Annotated in this window: 14 protein-coding genes; 7 read left to right on the top strand and 7 right to left on the bottom strand. The window is 60.3% G+C overall.

Annotated elements, in window-relative coordinates; translation table 11 throughout:
* Positions 1-6: 6 nt before the first annotated feature.
* From CIT31_RS09790 to CIT31_RS33800, 4 genes are all read right to left on the bottom strand, one after another.
* The gene (locus CIT31_RS09790; protein WP_095518448.1) at positions 7-1008 is read right to left on the bottom strand and encodes an HAD family hydrolase; all 1002 of its coding nucleotides are present in this window, start codon (positions 1006-1008) and stop codon (positions 7-9) included.
* Positions 1005-1559: a hypothetical protein gene (locus CIT31_RS09785; protein WP_095518447.1), complete on the bottom strand. Its 555-nt coding sequence runs from the start codon at positions 1557-1559 to the stop codon at positions 1005-1007. Before CIT31_RS09785 ends, CIT31_RS09790 begins: the two co-directional genes overlap by 4 nt.
* 72 nt (positions 1560-1631) lie before the next feature.
* Complete coding sequence (locus CIT31_RS09780) at positions 1632-3269, bottom strand: arylsulfatase (RefSeq protein ID WP_095518446.1); 1638 nt, start codon at positions 3267-3269, stop codon at positions 1632-1634.
* 617 nt (positions 3270-3886) lie between these two features.
* The gene (locus CIT31_RS33800; protein WP_133116133.1) at positions 3887-4066 is read right to left on the bottom strand and encodes a hypothetical protein; all 180 of its coding nucleotides are present in this window, start codon (positions 4064-4066) and stop codon (positions 3887-3889) included.
* Between the two features lie 261 nt (positions 4067-4327).
* Here CIT31_RS33800 and CIT31_RS33795 point away from each other — a divergent pair, with 261 nt between their 5' ends.
* Together CIT31_RS33795 and CIT31_RS35705 are read left to right on the top strand one after the other, a co-directional pair.
* The gene (locus CIT31_RS33795; RefSeq protein ID WP_133116132.1) at positions 4328-4792 is read left to right on the top strand and encodes a BA14K family protein; all 465 of its coding nucleotides are present in this window, start codon (positions 4328-4330) and stop codon (positions 4790-4792) included.
* A gap of 393 nt (positions 4793-5185) precedes the next feature.
* Positions 5186-5317, top strand: a complete 132-nt coding sequence (locus CIT31_RS35705) for a hypothetical protein (protein ID WP_280950323.1) — start codon at positions 5186-5188, stop codon at positions 5315-5317.
* A gap of 80 nt (positions 5318-5397) precedes the next feature.
* On the opposite strand, the gene CIT31_RS09770 is transcribed toward CIT31_RS35705, so the two are convergent.
* Positions 5398-6687: a hypothetical protein gene (locus CIT31_RS09770; RefSeq protein WP_095518444.1), complete on the bottom strand. Its 1290-nt coding sequence runs from the start codon at positions 6685-6687 to the stop codon at positions 5398-5400.
* Positions 6688-6708: 21 nt separating this feature from the next.
* Complete coding sequence (locus CIT31_RS09765) at positions 6709-7356, bottom strand: MarC family protein (RefSeq protein WP_095518443.1); 648 nt, start codon at positions 7354-7356, stop codon at positions 6709-6711.
* A gap of 474 nt (positions 7357-7830) precedes the next feature.
* Here CIT31_RS09765 and CIT31_RS09760 point away from each other — a divergent pair, with 474 nt between their 5' ends.
* The 5 genes from CIT31_RS09760 to CIT31_RS09740 all read left to right on the top strand — a co-directional run bounded on the left by CIT31_RS09760 (position 7831) and on the right by CIT31_RS09740 (position 13106).
* Positions 7831-8955 (top strand): HlyD family secretion protein, encoded by a 1125-nt coding sequence (locus CIT31_RS09760; RefSeq protein ID WP_095518442.1) that lies wholly within the window; start codon positions 7831-7833, stop codon positions 8953-8955.
* Entirely contained in the window at positions 8945-9979 is a 1035-nt protein-coding gene (locus CIT31_RS09755) for a DUF2955 domain-containing protein (protein WP_095518441.1), read from the top strand. Before CIT31_RS09760 ends, CIT31_RS09755 begins: the two co-directional genes overlap by 11 nt.
* A 257-nt stretch (positions 9980-10236) precedes the next feature.
* Positions 10237-10410: a DUF2092 domain-containing protein gene (locus CIT31_RS09750; protein WP_095518440.1), complete on the top strand. Its 174-nt coding sequence runs from the start codon at positions 10237-10239 to the stop codon at positions 10408-10410.
* Positions 10407-10742: a hypothetical protein gene (locus CIT31_RS09745; RefSeq protein ID WP_095518439.1), complete on the top strand. Its 336-nt coding sequence runs from the start codon at positions 10407-10409 to the stop codon at positions 10740-10742. Before CIT31_RS09750 ends, CIT31_RS09745 begins: the two co-directional genes overlap by 4 nt.
* Positions 10743-11030: 288 nt before the next feature.
* Positions 11031-13106, top strand: coding sequence for a mechanosensitive ion channel family protein (locus CIT31_RS09740; RefSeq protein WP_095518519.1), 2076 nt, complete (start codon positions 11031-11033; stop codon positions 13104-13106).
* A 615-nt stretch (positions 13107-13721) separates the two neighbouring features.
* On the opposite strand, the gene CIT31_RS09730 is transcribed toward CIT31_RS09740, so the two are convergent.
* Positions 13722-14510: alpha/beta hydrolase (locus tag CIT31_RS09730; RefSeq protein WP_133116131.1), on the bottom strand; the 789-nt coding region annotated here is incomplete at its 5' end.

Below are 14510 nucleotides of genomic sequence, written 5' to 3'. Positions count from 1 at the left end.
GAATCCTTACTTCTCGGACGCGAACACCCGGTTCCAATCCTTCTTCATATCGACGACCGTCCAACCAGAATCGGCTGCGGCGTCGAGACCCTTGTCCAGACGGCCGATGCTCGACTGCCGGTCGTAGGCCCATTCCCGCTCCGCGTCTGTATGATGGACGTAGAGGCAGAAGCGCCGGCCGGGTCCGGCGCAGGTCCATTGCAGCATCTGCAGATCGCCGTCGGAATTGCCGAACGCCGCGATGGGCCGCCGCCCAATATGCTTTTGGATGGCCACCGGCTTGCCCGCCTTGTCGTCAATGAAATCAACTTCCGGCAGCTTGTTGAGAACCATCTGGTCCCCTTTCAACTCGAATTTCATTTTGCCGCTGCTGCCGATCACCTGCTCGGGGGGAATGCCGTAAACCTGCTCGCTGAATACTCGCACGAACTCGATGCCGCCGCCCGAGGCTATGAATGTCTTGAAACCGTTGGCGCGCAAATAGTCCAGCAGCTCCAGCATCGGCTGGTAGATCATCTCCGTGTAGGGTTTGCCTGTCTTCGGATGCTTGGCGCTCGCAAACCAGTCGCGGACGATCTGTTCGAACTCGTCGGTGGTCATGCCCGAATGCGCGGCCATCACGATCTCCAGGATCGCGTGTTCTCCGCCAGTTAGCGCCGCTTTCACATCGCCCTTCAGCAGCGAGGCAAAGGGCTCCTGCGTGTTCCATTCGGGATGTTGGGGAGCGAGCGCCTTGACCCGGTCGAGCGCGAACAGAAGCTGAAAATACATAGGCTGTTCGCCCCACAGCGTCCCGTCATTGTCGAACACCGCGATGCGTTCGGGGACAGGCACGAAGTCCGCCGACCCTTCCTTGGTCACGCTTTCGACGAACCGCACGATGGATTGCTTCGCCTCGCCTTCGTTCCATGACGCGAGTACTTCCGTGCCTTGCGCGGAAGGCGCAATCGCCATCAACAGAAAAAGCGGCAGCAAATAGCGCCTGGCGACGCGAGCGAGAATGGTCATGGCTTGACACCTTTGCTTTCTGAAATTTGAGCGGGACGGTGTTCGAACAGCAGCGTCCAAAGCCTGCCTTCCCCAAGCGCGACGTTGACTTCCCTGGACGCCAGGTACGGGATCAATATCAGCAGCATGATGAGGCTCGTCGCCAGCGTCTGCGGCAGCTTGTCGCCGCCGAATTCAGCGAGCGAATCGGCGATCGTTCGCCCGTGAACCAGCCCGACGACGAATTCCTCAACGACCGAGAGGACGAGAAGCAGGATCAGGTATAACAGTGCCTTGAAAGCTATGACGTAGACCATCCTGCTTCGACGCCGGTCGCCCAATCGGATCATCTGCCCGAGCATTATGAACTTCGCCAGGATCAGTGCCTTGATGGCCGCCAGCCCTGATGGCAGATAGCTGATGCCCTCCTCGCCAAGGATCGCTGCCTTGTAGAGAATGAGCGCACCAAAGCAGACGAATAGATACAAGGACAGGAGCGCATACTCGCGCAGCTCGTGCTTTGCCCTCTGAGCAATGGTCTCGGTCGAAGGAATGTTGTTGGCGACTGCCATTGATCTGCTTCCGAGTTGGTTTGGAGGCCGCGCCTGCCGATAGTGCGAGCGCGGCCTATTCAGAGCGAAGGATCAGTTTCTGCCACCCTCCTGCAGTTTCGCCAGGACCTGGTCGAGCGCGAAGCTGCCCGGCCTCTGCCGCGGCGGGAACTCGACATAGGTCTGCAAGTGTTTGGCGACATAAGCCTGCGCCGGCACCAGCGCGAAGGCGTGCTCGACACGCCATCTGTCGTATTCCCCGGCGTCCGTCTGCGCCCGTTCGAACGGGTCACCCTTGATGTCGAAGAGCTTCGGGAACCGCAGCGGAATCAGCGGGTTCTCCCACACGGCAAGCCCCTCCTCGCGCTGCTCGAGGAACACCATCTTCCAACGTTCGTAACGCAGGCCGGCGAGGTTGCCGTCATCGGTCCAGTAGAAGTATTCGTGGCGCTTGCCTTCGCCTTCGCCGGCCAACACGTCGCGTTGGTCGTAGCCATCCAGATGCACTTTGAAGCTCTTGCCGGCGGCATCGTATCCCTTCAACAGCTTAGCCGTCACGTCTGGTTCGCCTGCGGCGGCGACGAGCGTCGGAACGAAATCTTCGTGTGACGTTATATGGTTGATCTCCGTTCCCGGCTTGATGACGCCCGGCCAGCGCATCATGCACGGCACGCGGTAGCCGCCCTCCCAGTTCGTGTTCTTCTCGCCTTTGAAGGGCGTGGTGCCGCCGTCCGGCCACGAGAAAACCTCCGCGCCATTGTCGGTCGTCCAAAGGACGATGGTGTTGTCGGCGATGCCGAGGTCATCGAGCTTCCCCAGAAGCTGGCCGACCATGCCGTCCATCTCCACCATCGCGTCCGCATAGATGCCCAAGCCGGTTTTGCCCTTCGAGGCCTCCTTGAGAAACGTGTAGATGTGGGTCCGGGTCGAATTGAACCAGCAGAAGAACGGCTTCCCGTCGGCGTTCGAGCGGTCGATGAAGTTGAGCGCGCTGCCGAGGAACTCTTCGTCTACGGTTTCCATGCGCTTCTTTGTCAGCGGGCCGGTGTCCTCGATCTCTTGTTTGCCCACCCGCCCGAAGCGCGGATCCTCCGTCGGATCGTCCGTTTCGCTGGCCTTGCACTTCATCACGCCGCGTGGACCGAACCTGGCCTTGAACTCGGGGTTCTTCGGGTAGTCGGGATGCTCCGGCTCATCCTCGGCATTGAGGTGATAGAGATTGCCGAAGAATTCATCGAAGCCGTGAACGGTGGGCAGATGCTCGTTGCGGTCGCCGAGATGGTTCTTGCCGAATTGCCCGGTAACATAGCCCTGCGGCTTGAGCAGTTCGGCGAGCGTCGGGTCCTTCTCCGACAGCCCTTCCTTGGCACCCGGCAGACCTACTTTCAGCAGGCCGGTGCGGAAGCAGGATTGGCCGGTAATGAATGCGGCGCGCCCGGCTGTGCAGGACTGTTGTGCGTAGTGGTCGGTGAAGATCGCCCCCTCTTTGGCGATCCGATCGATGTTCGGCGTGCGATAGCCCATCATGCCCCGGTTGTAGGCGCTGAGGTTCCAATAACCGACGTCATCGCCGAAAATGACGAGGATGTTGGGTTTTGTACCGGCTGCTTGAGCTTTCGCGCTCGTGGCTATTCCGGATGCGACAGCCGAAATGGCGAGCACAGATCCTCCGGTCAGCAAAATGTCGCGCCGGTTCGGTTGTCGGTCTGGATTCGCTTGCTTGTCACTCATCTGACGTCCTCCTTTGATTGTACCGCTTTGTCCAAGATGAGCCGAGTTTTCGGTTCCCTGGCGAGAAAAACATGCTCCGCGTTCTATCGACGAGACGAAACTCGTGGCAGGACGCTTCAGCCATGCCTACTTCAAAATCGTCCTTCGTGAGGTTTGCCTATTGCCGCTCGGGGCGGAAGGTAATTAACGGTAACCTACGGGCAGAATCGGCTCGGCCAGCGCAAAAGTCGGTCCTTGAGGTGAGCCCGGCTTTTTTCGATCAGCCAAGGAAGAACTCCACGTTCTGCGAACGGGCAAACCGCAAACGGGGCCTCTTGCTGCGTGTTCTTAACCAAATCCGGTACGTTTTTTCGAGCCAGGCGCGTTCACACTGAGCGTCCGTGTCATATCCGCCGTTGCCGAAAATCGCAGCCGCGATCGCACGATGCGATGGCTGCAGAGGCTTCGGTTTCAGTCAGATCATCAAACGTTTCGACGGGCAGTCGTGGAATTTTCGGGCGCGCTTTGACTAACGTCGACCTTGCAGGCCAGAGGGATGGAACCACCAAGGCTGCGTGTATCGACGCACGAATGCGGTGGCGCGANGGGCAGTCGTGGAATTTTCGGGCGCGCTTTGACTAACGTCGACCTTGCAGGCCAGAGGGATGGAACCACCAAGGCTGCGTGTATCGACGCACGAATGCGGTGGCGCGATACAACTGGCGATGCCGCATCATCATCGCCGCGCCCTTGCCCATTGCAGGCAGCGGAGCATCAGAATCGACGGCCATCAGGTGCACATCGATGACGTCCTTCACATCAGGATTCCCAGCGACCTCGCGGCGGAGCGTTTCCAGGCAATCGCTTCCGGTGAAAGGTCGTCGCGCGGGTCGCTCGCCAACGGTCGCACAGATAGTTTCAACGCTGACCAAATTCAGACGCCTATCTGCCCGTCAAACGTTCGGGGGCGGCTTGAAACAATTTGCAGCGCCTGGAACAATTTTGGATCGATAGCGTTCCGCGTAGATGAAATGACGACTTTTCGCATACGGCAAATTGCCACCAGCGAGGACTCGATCATGAGGTTCCTGTCAGGCATAGCGACCTCCTTGGTCGCGACTTTTGCACTAACGAGCACTGTTCCAGTTGATGCCGCACCGATCTTCGTGCCCAGGGCACAAGGCGCGCAGTCCGATGTCATCCAAGTTCGGGATGGCTGGTACAGGGGTTATCGCGGCTACCGCCACTATCGTCCGGGATACCACCGGCACAACGACTTTTGGTTCCCCGCCGGCGCATTTGTCGCCGGAGCGCTGCTCGGCAGCGTGATCGCCAACAACAACGGTTACCACGGCGGGTATTATCGAAGCGGCTTCTACGGCGATCCGTATTACGGCGGGCCGTACTATGGCGGACCCTACTACGGCGATCGGTATTACGCTGACCGGTATTACGCCGAGCCGTATTACGGCGATACGTATCACTCAAACAGGTCCTATCGCCCATGCTCGCCCAGGGAAGCCGATTCCGGTAATTGCTACTAGCGATCGGCGTCGTGGGCAGGGCGCCGGACCGATTTTCTATGTGGTCGACACAATATTAAGCGGCCCATGCGAGGCGAGCCTTTGCTGGCTAGGCTATCCGGAGGATAAATTCAGCCACCTTCGAACGGCCTTGCAGTTATAGAAATTACCCTGCCCTCCATGTAACTTACGTTCCGCTGCCGGTTCGGTCCGGCAGTCTCGGGGACAACAGGGGCCGATCAGCGGGACGGAACGCCGTCGGCTGGCAAACAAAAGCGGTCTTGGCGGCGGTGCGCCGGTTCCGCCGTTTGCCGGCTAGAGGATGATTGGTCTCACAAGCTGGTGCTTGCCGTGGCAGATCGAGGGTCCTCTCGCCGCCGCGGTTCATTTCAGTGCCGACGCAAGGGGGAGAAAATGGACAGTCGATTTCGGCAGCATGAAAGTGTGATGGTCGGGGTTACCACGGCGCTGTTGATCGCCGCTGTCCAGTATGCCACGGCCAAGTGGTCCGCGGCGCATCCGGCCCGCGCGCAGGATGCAGGTTGAAATTCTTCATGCCTAGCCGCGCTTAAGCGGCCGAGGCAGTAGGACGTGTCCTCACAAATCGAAAACACCTCTGATGCTGCTTAGTTGCGAGGCATCGCCACGAGGAAGCCACTGGCCAGCAGATATTCATAAAGATGCCGTAGAGGCGGTGCGGGACGCAACTGATCGGCAGTTGTCCATTGCCGGCTACCGTCAACATCCCAACCGCGTCCCGGATCGGTCTTGAGCAGGTGAAGCAACTTCTCGCGAGGGCATGGATAGGCCAGCACACGCACGTTGGAGCCGAAAAGCCGCGCGATACCCTCGAGCAGGCGGCCTTCCAGGTGCTGATATCTCACATCGTCGAAAATCCGTATTAACGCAGGCAGCGGTATGGCAAAACGCAACGGCGCCTGCGTGTATCGACGCGCGAATGCGGTGGCGGGGTACAACTGGCGATGCCGCATCATCATCGCCGCGCCCTTGCCCATTGCAGGCAGCGGAGCATCAGAATCGACGGCCATCAGGCGCACATCAATGACGTCCTTCACCTCAGGATTCCCAGCGACTTCGCGGCGGAGCGTTTCCAGGCACGCCGCAATCGCTTCCGGTGAAAGGTCATCGCGCGGGTCGCGCGCCAACGGTACGATGGCCAGAGACTTCTTATAGAGAAATTCGTTGGCAGCGAAGGCCAGACCGTCACTGTCCAGCGTCACCGCCTGAGCCCGGCCGTCGCGTACCAACGCCGTGTGCAGTTCGTCCATCTGGCAACCAGCGAACGCGCTGCCTCGCATCACGATCTGATCAATTTCGAGGCGATCATTTGCAAGGTCGTCGAACATTCTCGCCGGCAGATCGTCGGGGGCTGCCCGCTCATTCAGCAGCGCATGCAGCAGGTTCACACCCAGAATGCCCACCGCCTCTTGCTGAAGCAGGTTGGTGTTATCGCGAAGGTTTACGTGCAGCAGAATGTCGCTCGCCTCAGCCCGCGGGTGATCCTGAAAGCGGACGCCGATCCAGCCGTGGCAATCGTTGGTGCCCGCAAAGTTGCGGGCGGCGATGGTATCGGCGAAAGCGAACAAGCGCGTATCTTTGCCGCGCGCATCGCCGACCTGTTTCACGAGGGATTTCCATTCACAATCGAGCATCGTCTCAAGCCGTTGCCTGGACACGTAGCGCGTCCCGGAGCCGTAAAGGTCGTCACTCACTTCCTTGTCGTAGGCTGAGACGGTCTTGGCCACTGTGCCCGACGCGGCGCCAACGCGCAGAAACCATCGCGCCACTTCCTGACCCGCGCCGATCTCGGCGAACGAGCCGAAACTCGTCGCATCGAGATTGACCTCCAGCGCCTTCTGATGCGTGTCAGCGCCGGTAGTGGCGGTATCATTCATGGCGGGATGGCGAGCACGAAATCAATGTGCGACGCTCGCGGTGATGATTCCAAGATTGACCAATCCGCTAACGACCAGTTGGACGGCAACCGCGGTCAGGAGAATGCCGAAGACAACCTCTGAGACGACAAGGCTCGCTGGCTTCATTCGCTTTGCCAGCGCGTCGATATTGGTGAACACCAGGTAATCAAATGCGGCAACGAGCAGGATGAGCCCCGCAACCAGCGCTGCACTTGCAACCGAGACGACTTCGCCGGAGGCAATGATAATGACCGTGATCCCAACGGGGTTGAGCAAGTAGGGAATAGCAAGGGGAAAAATCGCGATCTTTTCCGGGTCCACCGGCAGGCCCAAATCCTCCTCGTGCTTTTCGGTCGGTCCAGACGCCATCTTGATCGCGAGGAGCGCCAGGATAATACCGCCAGCAATCGCAACCGCACCGCCAGTGATATGCAACAGTCGCATCAGCAGTGCGCCAGTGGCAAAAAGGATCAGAGCCGTGACAAGAGCCGTCAAAACCATCTGGCGGCCTATTTTGACCTTGGTTTCGGCGTCGAACTTTTGGGTCTTTTCCAGAAATGGCACCAGCGCGATCTTCGGTCCCATGCCAATCAGCAGGAGGAGGAGAAGTTTTGCCACCAGATTGATATCAATGACTGCGAAATCCATCGCGAAGTTCCCCCTCGACGGCGCTGTTCGTGAAGAACTGTCGACTATCCGAAACGGAATGTCCAGCAAATCGGGAGAATTCTGCCGCCGCTAAGGAACAAGCGCCGCACCATCCAACAACGCGCTAGGATGCTGCCTATCAAACTGCTCTGCATTCCACGGCGCCTGCGCTCGCTCAGCTCTGCGCGACTGTCTCTGATCCAGAAAAACGCTTGTCCGCTTGTCGTGAAAATTTGGCCGGCGTTACCATGTAAAATAACACCCAGTTGGCTGGAACCGTCAAAAGAGGTGTATAGTGTAGTGACGGTGAGGGTCGCTTACGCCAATGAAAACCAAAGCCTCGTGGTAAGGGTCATGATTGCTCGTGCCTGTGCGCCGGGTTCCCCCTGCCGGCTTGCCCGGGCCGAAGACTGATAAGAAGCAAGCATCCGTCCGCGGCGCGATGCCTGCGTAGTCTGACAGGGAGAAGATGCTATGGCGTCCGATGCAACCGGGACCTCTCAAGACAACGCCGCTGACGGCGCGGATACGCAAGCGACGAAGGGCAACCCGCTGCGCCGGGTCGCGCTTACCGTGCTGCTGCTGGCGTGCCTGCTGTTTGTGGTAGCGATCTTCATGGAGCGGCGAACGCCTTCTTCTTCGCAGGCGACGGTCAGCGCCTATGTCGTCGGCATCGCGCCCGAGGTTACCGGGCGGGTCATCGAAGTGGGTGTCGCCGACAACAGCGGCGTGACGCCCGGCCAGATGCTATTTCGCATCGATCCGCAGCAGTACCAGCTCGCCGTGGCGGAGGCGGAAGCCCGGCTTGCACGGGTAGGTCAGTCGATCGGCGCTTCGACAGCGTCCGTCGATGCCGTCCAGGCGCGGCTGGTAGAGGCAAAGGCGAGCCGTGACAACGTCCAGGAGCAGGCCAACCGGGCGATTGAGCTCGTCAAGCGCGGCGTCTATTCTAAGGCCAAAGCCGACGAGGCGAAGGCGGCGCTGGATCAGTCCAATGCCTCGGTGGTTGCGGCGGAAGCCGATCTCAAGCGAGCGCAGGAGGAGCTTGGACCGGCGGGCGCCGACAATCCGCAACTGAGAGAGTCCCTGGCGGCGCTCGAACGTGCGCAACTCGATCTGCTGCGCACGACGGTTTCGGCGCCGGCGGAAGGCTTTGTCACCAACCTCCAGCTTTCCGTCGGAGGCATGGTCGGCGCGGGGCAAAGCGCAATGACCTTCATCGATGTCGGCACGGTGTGGATCACCGCGGCGTTCAAGGAAAACAGCCTTGAGAACGTCGCTGCCGGCAACCGCGCAGAAGTGGTTTTCGACGTCCTGCCAGGCCGGATTTTCTCGGCCAGGGTGGAGAGCGTCGGGCTGGGGGTGGCTCAGGGAAATGTCGATCCCAAGACCGGGCTGCCGAAGATTTCCACCGACAGCGGATGGATAAGGACGCCGCAGAGCTTCCCGGTCCGCCTGATCCTCGACGATGGCAGGCCCAAGGGCGTGGGCTACGGGTCGCAGGCGAATGTCGTGATCTATACTGGCGACAATCCGCTTACCAATGCGCTCGGCAGCATCTGGATGCGCGCGTTGTCGGTCCTGACCTATGCCAGCTGACGGCAACCTTGCGTACGCCAATGCCAAGCGCAAGGGTCTGCGCATCGCGCTGGCCGTAGCCGTCGGCTTCACGTGGTCGGTTCTGTCGGGGGCGATCATCCCCTTTCTGGGACCATTGTTCGCGGCGCAGTTCCTGATCTCCAGTTCCCGCCCGCTGCAGCTGAAACAGGCCCTGGGAATGGCGATCCTCATTGTTGTCGCCGGCGCGCTTCTGCAGGCCGTCGCGGTGCTGACAGGCGACCGGCCGCCGGTCCTGTTGCTGCTGCTCGGGCTGGTCTATTTCGTCAGTTTCTACCTGCAGGCGAACGGCAAGGGCGGAGGGGCGATCTTTCTCGTCCTGGTGGTCGCCGTGATGGTGCCGCTGCTGACCGTGCTCAACCGCGATCTTGGCGATTCCGTCCTGTCGATCCTGGTGCAGGGCGTGGTCAGCGGAGCGATCCTGATGTGGATAGCCCATGCGGTCATACCCGACCGAGGCAGCGCCGATATTGAAGCCCCGGCTCTTGCTGCAAACCCTCGGGCCACGCGCTATGCCGCCGCCAATGCCGCCATTCTGCTGATCGCCGTGCTCGCTTGCCTGACGCAGGACGGCCTCGCCACGGCGATCGTCATTCCGATCACCGTCGCATCGCTGTTGTCGCAACTCGACGTCAGCGCGAGCGCAAGGGCAGCATTCGGCCTCGTTCTGGTCAATCTCATCGGAGGCGTGGTCGCATCCTTTGCGTTCGCATTGCTGCAGGTTCGTCCCACCACTCTGTCGCTGTTTGTCCTGGTGCTGTTTGCGGGCCTGGTGTTTGGCGGCCGCGCGGCGCTGAGCAACCCTGCCGCCAAGCTCTACGCGGGCGCGCTCACAATCTTCCTCATCGTATTCGGAACGGGCGTCTCGCCGTTGCCGGGATCGGCAGCGGAATCCTTTTCCACGCGGGTCACGTACATACTGGTGGCCATCGCCTACACGATCTTCATGGTGGCGTTGCTTTGGCCAAGACCGAGGCGCAGCGCTGAAGACAGGGTGCTGTCATGAAGTGCTTGTGACCACTCGGGCAGTATGTCTTTTGTTCCTCTGCAAGTCGTGAAATTGATGAGTATCTGCGCACGGGACATTCGATCCGAAAGATGGCCTCGACGTCGACTGATCTGCTGGCAGGGGCTCCCAGTTGCGCACGTAGTATACAGTTACTTACCTTCCGCATCGGCAGGCAATGCGCCAACGTAGCGCCAAGGCAGGAACATTCGCCCTGGGCTTGGCGACACGACGTCGCTACCGAGTAGTGTGATCGCTTGCGCTGGGGGCCACTGACGGGCGCGCCGCAATATTCGTTGCGGTTCAGCAACTGGAAAGCCGGTGAGGTCGACGCCAAGCTGTTCTCGTTCAAGCCTCCGGCCAATGCGAAAAAGCTGGAACGGATAGACTCCGACGAGGTCGGCGAACTTGTGCTGGAGGGCAGCAAATGAACGCGCGTCGCATGTTCCGCAATCATCTCTCGGTCGCCGCTGTGATGACGGCGTTTCTTGTAACCGATGGCCTGATGGGCGGTTACTTCATTCCGGCAGGTTCGATCGTCTCCAGCGCGGAAGCGCGCGTCGGCAGGCCGCTTACGCCCGGCAGCGTCGCCGGCGTTGCGCGGCGTACAACGCGCCGGGTCGTCCGCCGCTCGACCATATACGTGGCGGCACTACCGCCCGCCTGCGTCAGGACTAGCATCAATGGCGCTACGGTTTGGCAGTGCGGCGGGACATACTACCATCCCTATGGCGGCCGTTACGTCGTCGTCTACGTGAACTGATCGTAGCCGCCCAAAGCGAGAGGGCCTCCAATGACACTACAACGACTTGGGCTGAAACGACCGGTCGGCGGCGTTTGCAGGAATGTTGATGGCGGCCCGCCTTTCGCAAGGGCTGTGATGCCAACCGATAATCTCTGCTTGTGACCGTAAGCAACGAACACCATAATTGACTGCGCCCTTAGCTTGCAGCCACTCTCCCCGGAGACGTAGCATGCAGCCAGAACAGTTGCCCATAAATGGGCGAGGAGCCAATTTGTGCAGCTGCGGCATTCAAAACTCGAGGCGCTCATGACGAACAAGCTACGGCTCGGGTTCTTGCCAGTTGTCGTCGTGCTCTTGCTAGCGCTCTTGCAGGGAACTTCGCTAGCTCAACAGCCTTCCCCCGACCTTCCGCCCGAAAAGGCAAAGCAGTTCCTCGAGCTTTTGTCCGATCCGGAACTAAAGGCATGGCTCGAGGGAAAGATTCCAGCGGCCACGGACGAGCCCGGCCTGTCCATTTCCGAGGACATCTTGAGGCTGGAGGCGGGTATTCGTGCCCGTATCGGTGCGCTCGGCAGCGCGATCCCGCGCCTGCCGGAAGAACTGTCGCGCGCCGCCGACGTTGTCTCGCGTGACGTGAACTCCGGCAGGCCAGGCCTGGTTATGGGCATCCTGGCGGTCTTGATCGCGGTCGGTTTCGGAGCCGAGTGGGCGGTCCGACGAGCGCTCGCCAGGACGAGGAGCGCGGTTGCTCAGGAAGACGCCGGACAAGCGATCCTCTTCGAGACTGTCGCCCTGCTGACTTTTGCGCTCGCCAGCACCGGTTCGTTCTTGGCGTTCGGATGGCCACCCTTACTCCGCAGGATCATTCTGACCCTGCTTCTTGCGTTCATCGCGTTCCGTATCGTTCGCGCGGCAGCCCGATTGCTGTTTGCGTTCGGCGGTGCGACGAGCGACCCCTCGGACAGGCCGACTCCGCTTTTCGAAAGCGAGGCTTCGACCCGTTTCTGGCGTTGGCGAGTCAGCCTTGTGGCCGGGTTCCTGTTGTTCGGCTGGGCGATCGCCAGCCTCATGCCTGGCCTGGGCTTCTCTCGAGAGGTTGCAGGGCTCGCCGCCTTCCTGTTCGGGCTTGGCATTCTGGCGACCGCAATCGACGTCGTCTGGCAACGGCCCGACGGGCGAGGCTCTCTGGTCAAGCAATCGTTTCTCACCTTGTTCCTGATCGTGCTCTGGGTGGCTTGGGTCGCCGGCCTGCTCGGCGTCCTGTGGCTTGGGATTTTCGCCCTGGTGCTGCCGACAGCCTTGCGCGGCGTCGGCGCCGCGGCACAGGCCTTCGCCGGCAGGTCGAAGCGCAGCGGCGCGATTGGCGTCGTACTCAACGTGCTCATTGTCAGGGGCGCCAGGGCGGCGGTCATTGCCGCGGCGGTGGCATGGCTCGCCTATATCTGGCGGATCAGGGCCGCGAGCCTCGCCGGCAGCGAAACCGGCGGCTTCCTGATAACCGGGCTGCTCAACGGCATCATCATTTTGCTCATCGCCGACCTGCTCTGGCAACTGTCGAAGGCCTTGATCGAATATCACATGAACCTCGCGCCGGCGGATGGGAGCAGCGCCGACCAGCTGGCCCGCAGCGGCCGGCTGCGCACGCTGTTGCCGATATTCCGCAACGCCCTTGCCGTGTTCATAGCCGCGGTCACCGTGCTAACGATCCTCGCTGGGCTCGGCGTGCAGATACTCCCGCTGATTGCCGGCGCCGGCATCTTCGGCATCGCCATCGGCTTCGGCTCGCAGACCCTGGTCAAGGACGTGCTGAGCGGCGTGTTCTACATGATGGACGACGCCTTCCGGGCCGGTGAATACATCCAGAGCGGCAGCTACAAAGGCACGGTCGAATCCTTCAGCCTGCGTTCGGTGCGTCTGCGTCATCATCGCGGCCCCGTCTATACCGTCCCGTTCGGTGAGCTCGGGGCGGTCCAGAACATGAGCAGGGATTGGGTGATCGACAAGATGATGATCAACATTACCTATGATTCCGACGTGGATCTGGCGCGCAAGCTCATCAAGAAGATCGGCCAGGAGCTGGCGGCAGACCCGGAATTTGCGGCCGACACGATTGAGCCGCTCAAGATGCAGGGCATCGACAGTTTTGGGGAATACGCGATCGTTCTGAGGATAAAGTTGACGACGAAGCCCGGGACCCAATTCGGCATCAAGCGGCGCGCATACATGATGATCAAGGCGGCATTCGCGGAAAACGGTATCAAGATGGCGGTTCCCACCGTTCACGTCGAGAGTGGCGGTGAGACTGCGGCCGCTGCTCATCAGGCAAACCAAACCCTGAAAAAGAGCAAGGCCCCCTTGGAGGCGGTGAGGGACACGCCATAGAGCTGTGCGGTCCTGTCCACGTCATCCGAACTCGGCCTGACCTCTCTGAGAAAGGCATCGATGTTGACCGTGTACGTGGCTCAGATTTCAGGACGTGGAATTGTGGCCTTCGACGCGGCGAACGAAGACGAGGCTAGAGCGCGACTGGCAGACAGGACAATTGGGCGGGACCTGATTGTGTTCCAAAACAAAGGTCGTCCCCTTTGGACGGCGTCTCGGTGGTCCAATTGCGGAAGCAAAACCGAAGGAAGCCGAAATTTAGGGCCAATCGATCAGGGCTGGTGATGACAAGGGCAGGCATGTCTCGAGGACGGCACCCTGGTCTTTCGGGCAAAGTTTACGGCGAAACCAGGCAAGCAATCTGCGATCCGCCGGGCGGCACTGAAGGGGGTCCACAACGCATCCGAGAGAACGGGATTCGTGCCGTCCCAAAACCGACGTCCGACCATAGGGCAATGGCTATCGCTTGAGAGTTGTTCGCAGGGTGTCGGCTAACTGCGCCAACGTTGCGGTTCGTAGCACACGTTTGCCGAGCCTGCAGGAGAGATCAATGCCCACTTTGGGGCCGGAGACGATACGTCAGCATCGAATTAATCCGCGCTGGGTGACCAAGGGCTACTTCTTGCAATCTTTTGTGGCGGTGCCAACGCATTCCTTGCCAGCACTCGGTTTCTGGCTGGTCTGGGAACCCGTCAAGGCGCCAATGTGATTGCCTAAATTTTCTCTGCTGTTTTGATCGACCGCTGCAACAGGTGCCGCAATCACCAGCCCTGCCGCGCTGCCCGCCGCTGCCGCCGCACCGGTCGTTGCCTGAATGATCGTGTCGCCCAGGCCTACCCTGTTGTCGGTCAACGTCTGGCCGCCGGCCATTCGCGCCCCGATCAGTTGCACGATCTGCGGTGACGACGCGAACTTGCCGTGATGCAAACGATCTCCGGATTTGACTTTCGTCAGATCGATTACGGTTATATTGTTGCTCGCGAATTCTTCCTTGTATGGAGCTTGTTCCGGATCGATCGATCCGAGCCGGGGGATATTACCCCAGACCCGTCGCGAAACTTTGAGCGCGCGATCGTCCTGCGAGACGAAGAGGGTGAACTGCGGGTGCTGCTTGCCCATGTCGGCAATCTGCGTGCGAAACACGTCGACGTCGACGTCAGGCGCCGCCAGCATGACGTTTTTGAACTTCGCCGGCAGGCCGCCATTGCGGATGGCCATCTGGCGCAAGCCTTCCAATGCCAGCCAGTTGCCCATCGAATGGGCGAGGATCGACACTTCCTTTATCTGGGGATCGCGTGCGAGATATTGGAACAGCAGTTCGACGGCATTTCGCGTGTAGTTGGTGCTTTCGCGATCATAGCCATAGGCCAGCGCACTGCCTCGGGAGGGCCATGTGACCAGGAT

This window comes from Mesorhizobium wenxiniae (genome assembly GCF_002284535.1).
Lineage (GTDB): Bacteria > Pseudomonadota > Alphaproteobacteria > Rhizobiales > Rhizobiaceae > Mesorhizobium > Mesorhizobium wenxiniae.
Note: the sequence above shows the minus strand (reverse complement) of the source record. Positions and strands in the feature narration are given on the sequence as shown.

Excerpts from the sequence above, each read along its gene's own strand:
- CIT31_RS09790 (WP_095518448.1), bottom strand. The coding sequence starts at position 1,008 with ATGACCATTCTCGCTCGCGTCGCCAGGCGCTATTTGCTGCCGCTTTTT.
- CIT31_RS09785 (WP_095518447.1), bottom strand. The coding sequence starts at position 1,559 with ATGGCAGTCGCCAACAACATTCCTTCGACCGAGACCATTGCTCAGAGG.
- CIT31_RS09780 (WP_095518446.1), bottom strand. The coding sequence starts at position 3,269 with ATGAGTGACAAGCAAGCGAATCCAGACCGACAACCGAACCGGCGCGAC.
- CIT31_RS33795 (WP_133116132.1), top strand. The coding sequence starts at position 4,328 with ATGAGGTTCCTGTCAGGCATAGCGACCTCCTTGGTCGCGACTTTTGCA.
- CIT31_RS35705 (WP_280950323.1), top strand. The coding sequence starts at position 5,186 with ATGGACAGTCGATTTCGGCAGCATGAAAGTGTGATGGTCGGGGTTACC.
- CIT31_RS09770 (WP_095518444.1), bottom strand. The coding sequence starts at position 6,687 with ATGAATGATACCGCCACTACCGGCGCTGACACGCATCAGAAGGCGCTG.
- CIT31_RS09765 (WP_095518443.1), bottom strand. The coding sequence starts at position 7,356 with ATGGATTTCGCAGTCATTGATATCAATCTGGTGGCAAAACTTCTCCTC.
- CIT31_RS09760 (WP_095518442.1), top strand. The coding sequence starts at position 7,831 with ATGGCGTCCGATGCAACCGGGACCTCTCAAGACAACGCCGCTGACGGC.
- CIT31_RS09755 (WP_095518441.1), top strand. The coding sequence starts at position 8,945 with ATGCCAGCTGACGGCAACCTTGCGTACGCCAATGCCAAGCGCAAGGGT.
- CIT31_RS09745 (WP_095518439.1), top strand. The coding sequence starts at position 10,407 with ATGAACGCGCGTCGCATGTTCCGCAATCATCTCTCGGTCGCCGCTGTG.
- CIT31_RS09740 (WP_095518519.1), top strand. The coding sequence starts at position 11,031 with ATGACGAACAAGCTACGGCTCGGGTTCTTGCCAGTTGTCGTCGTGCTC.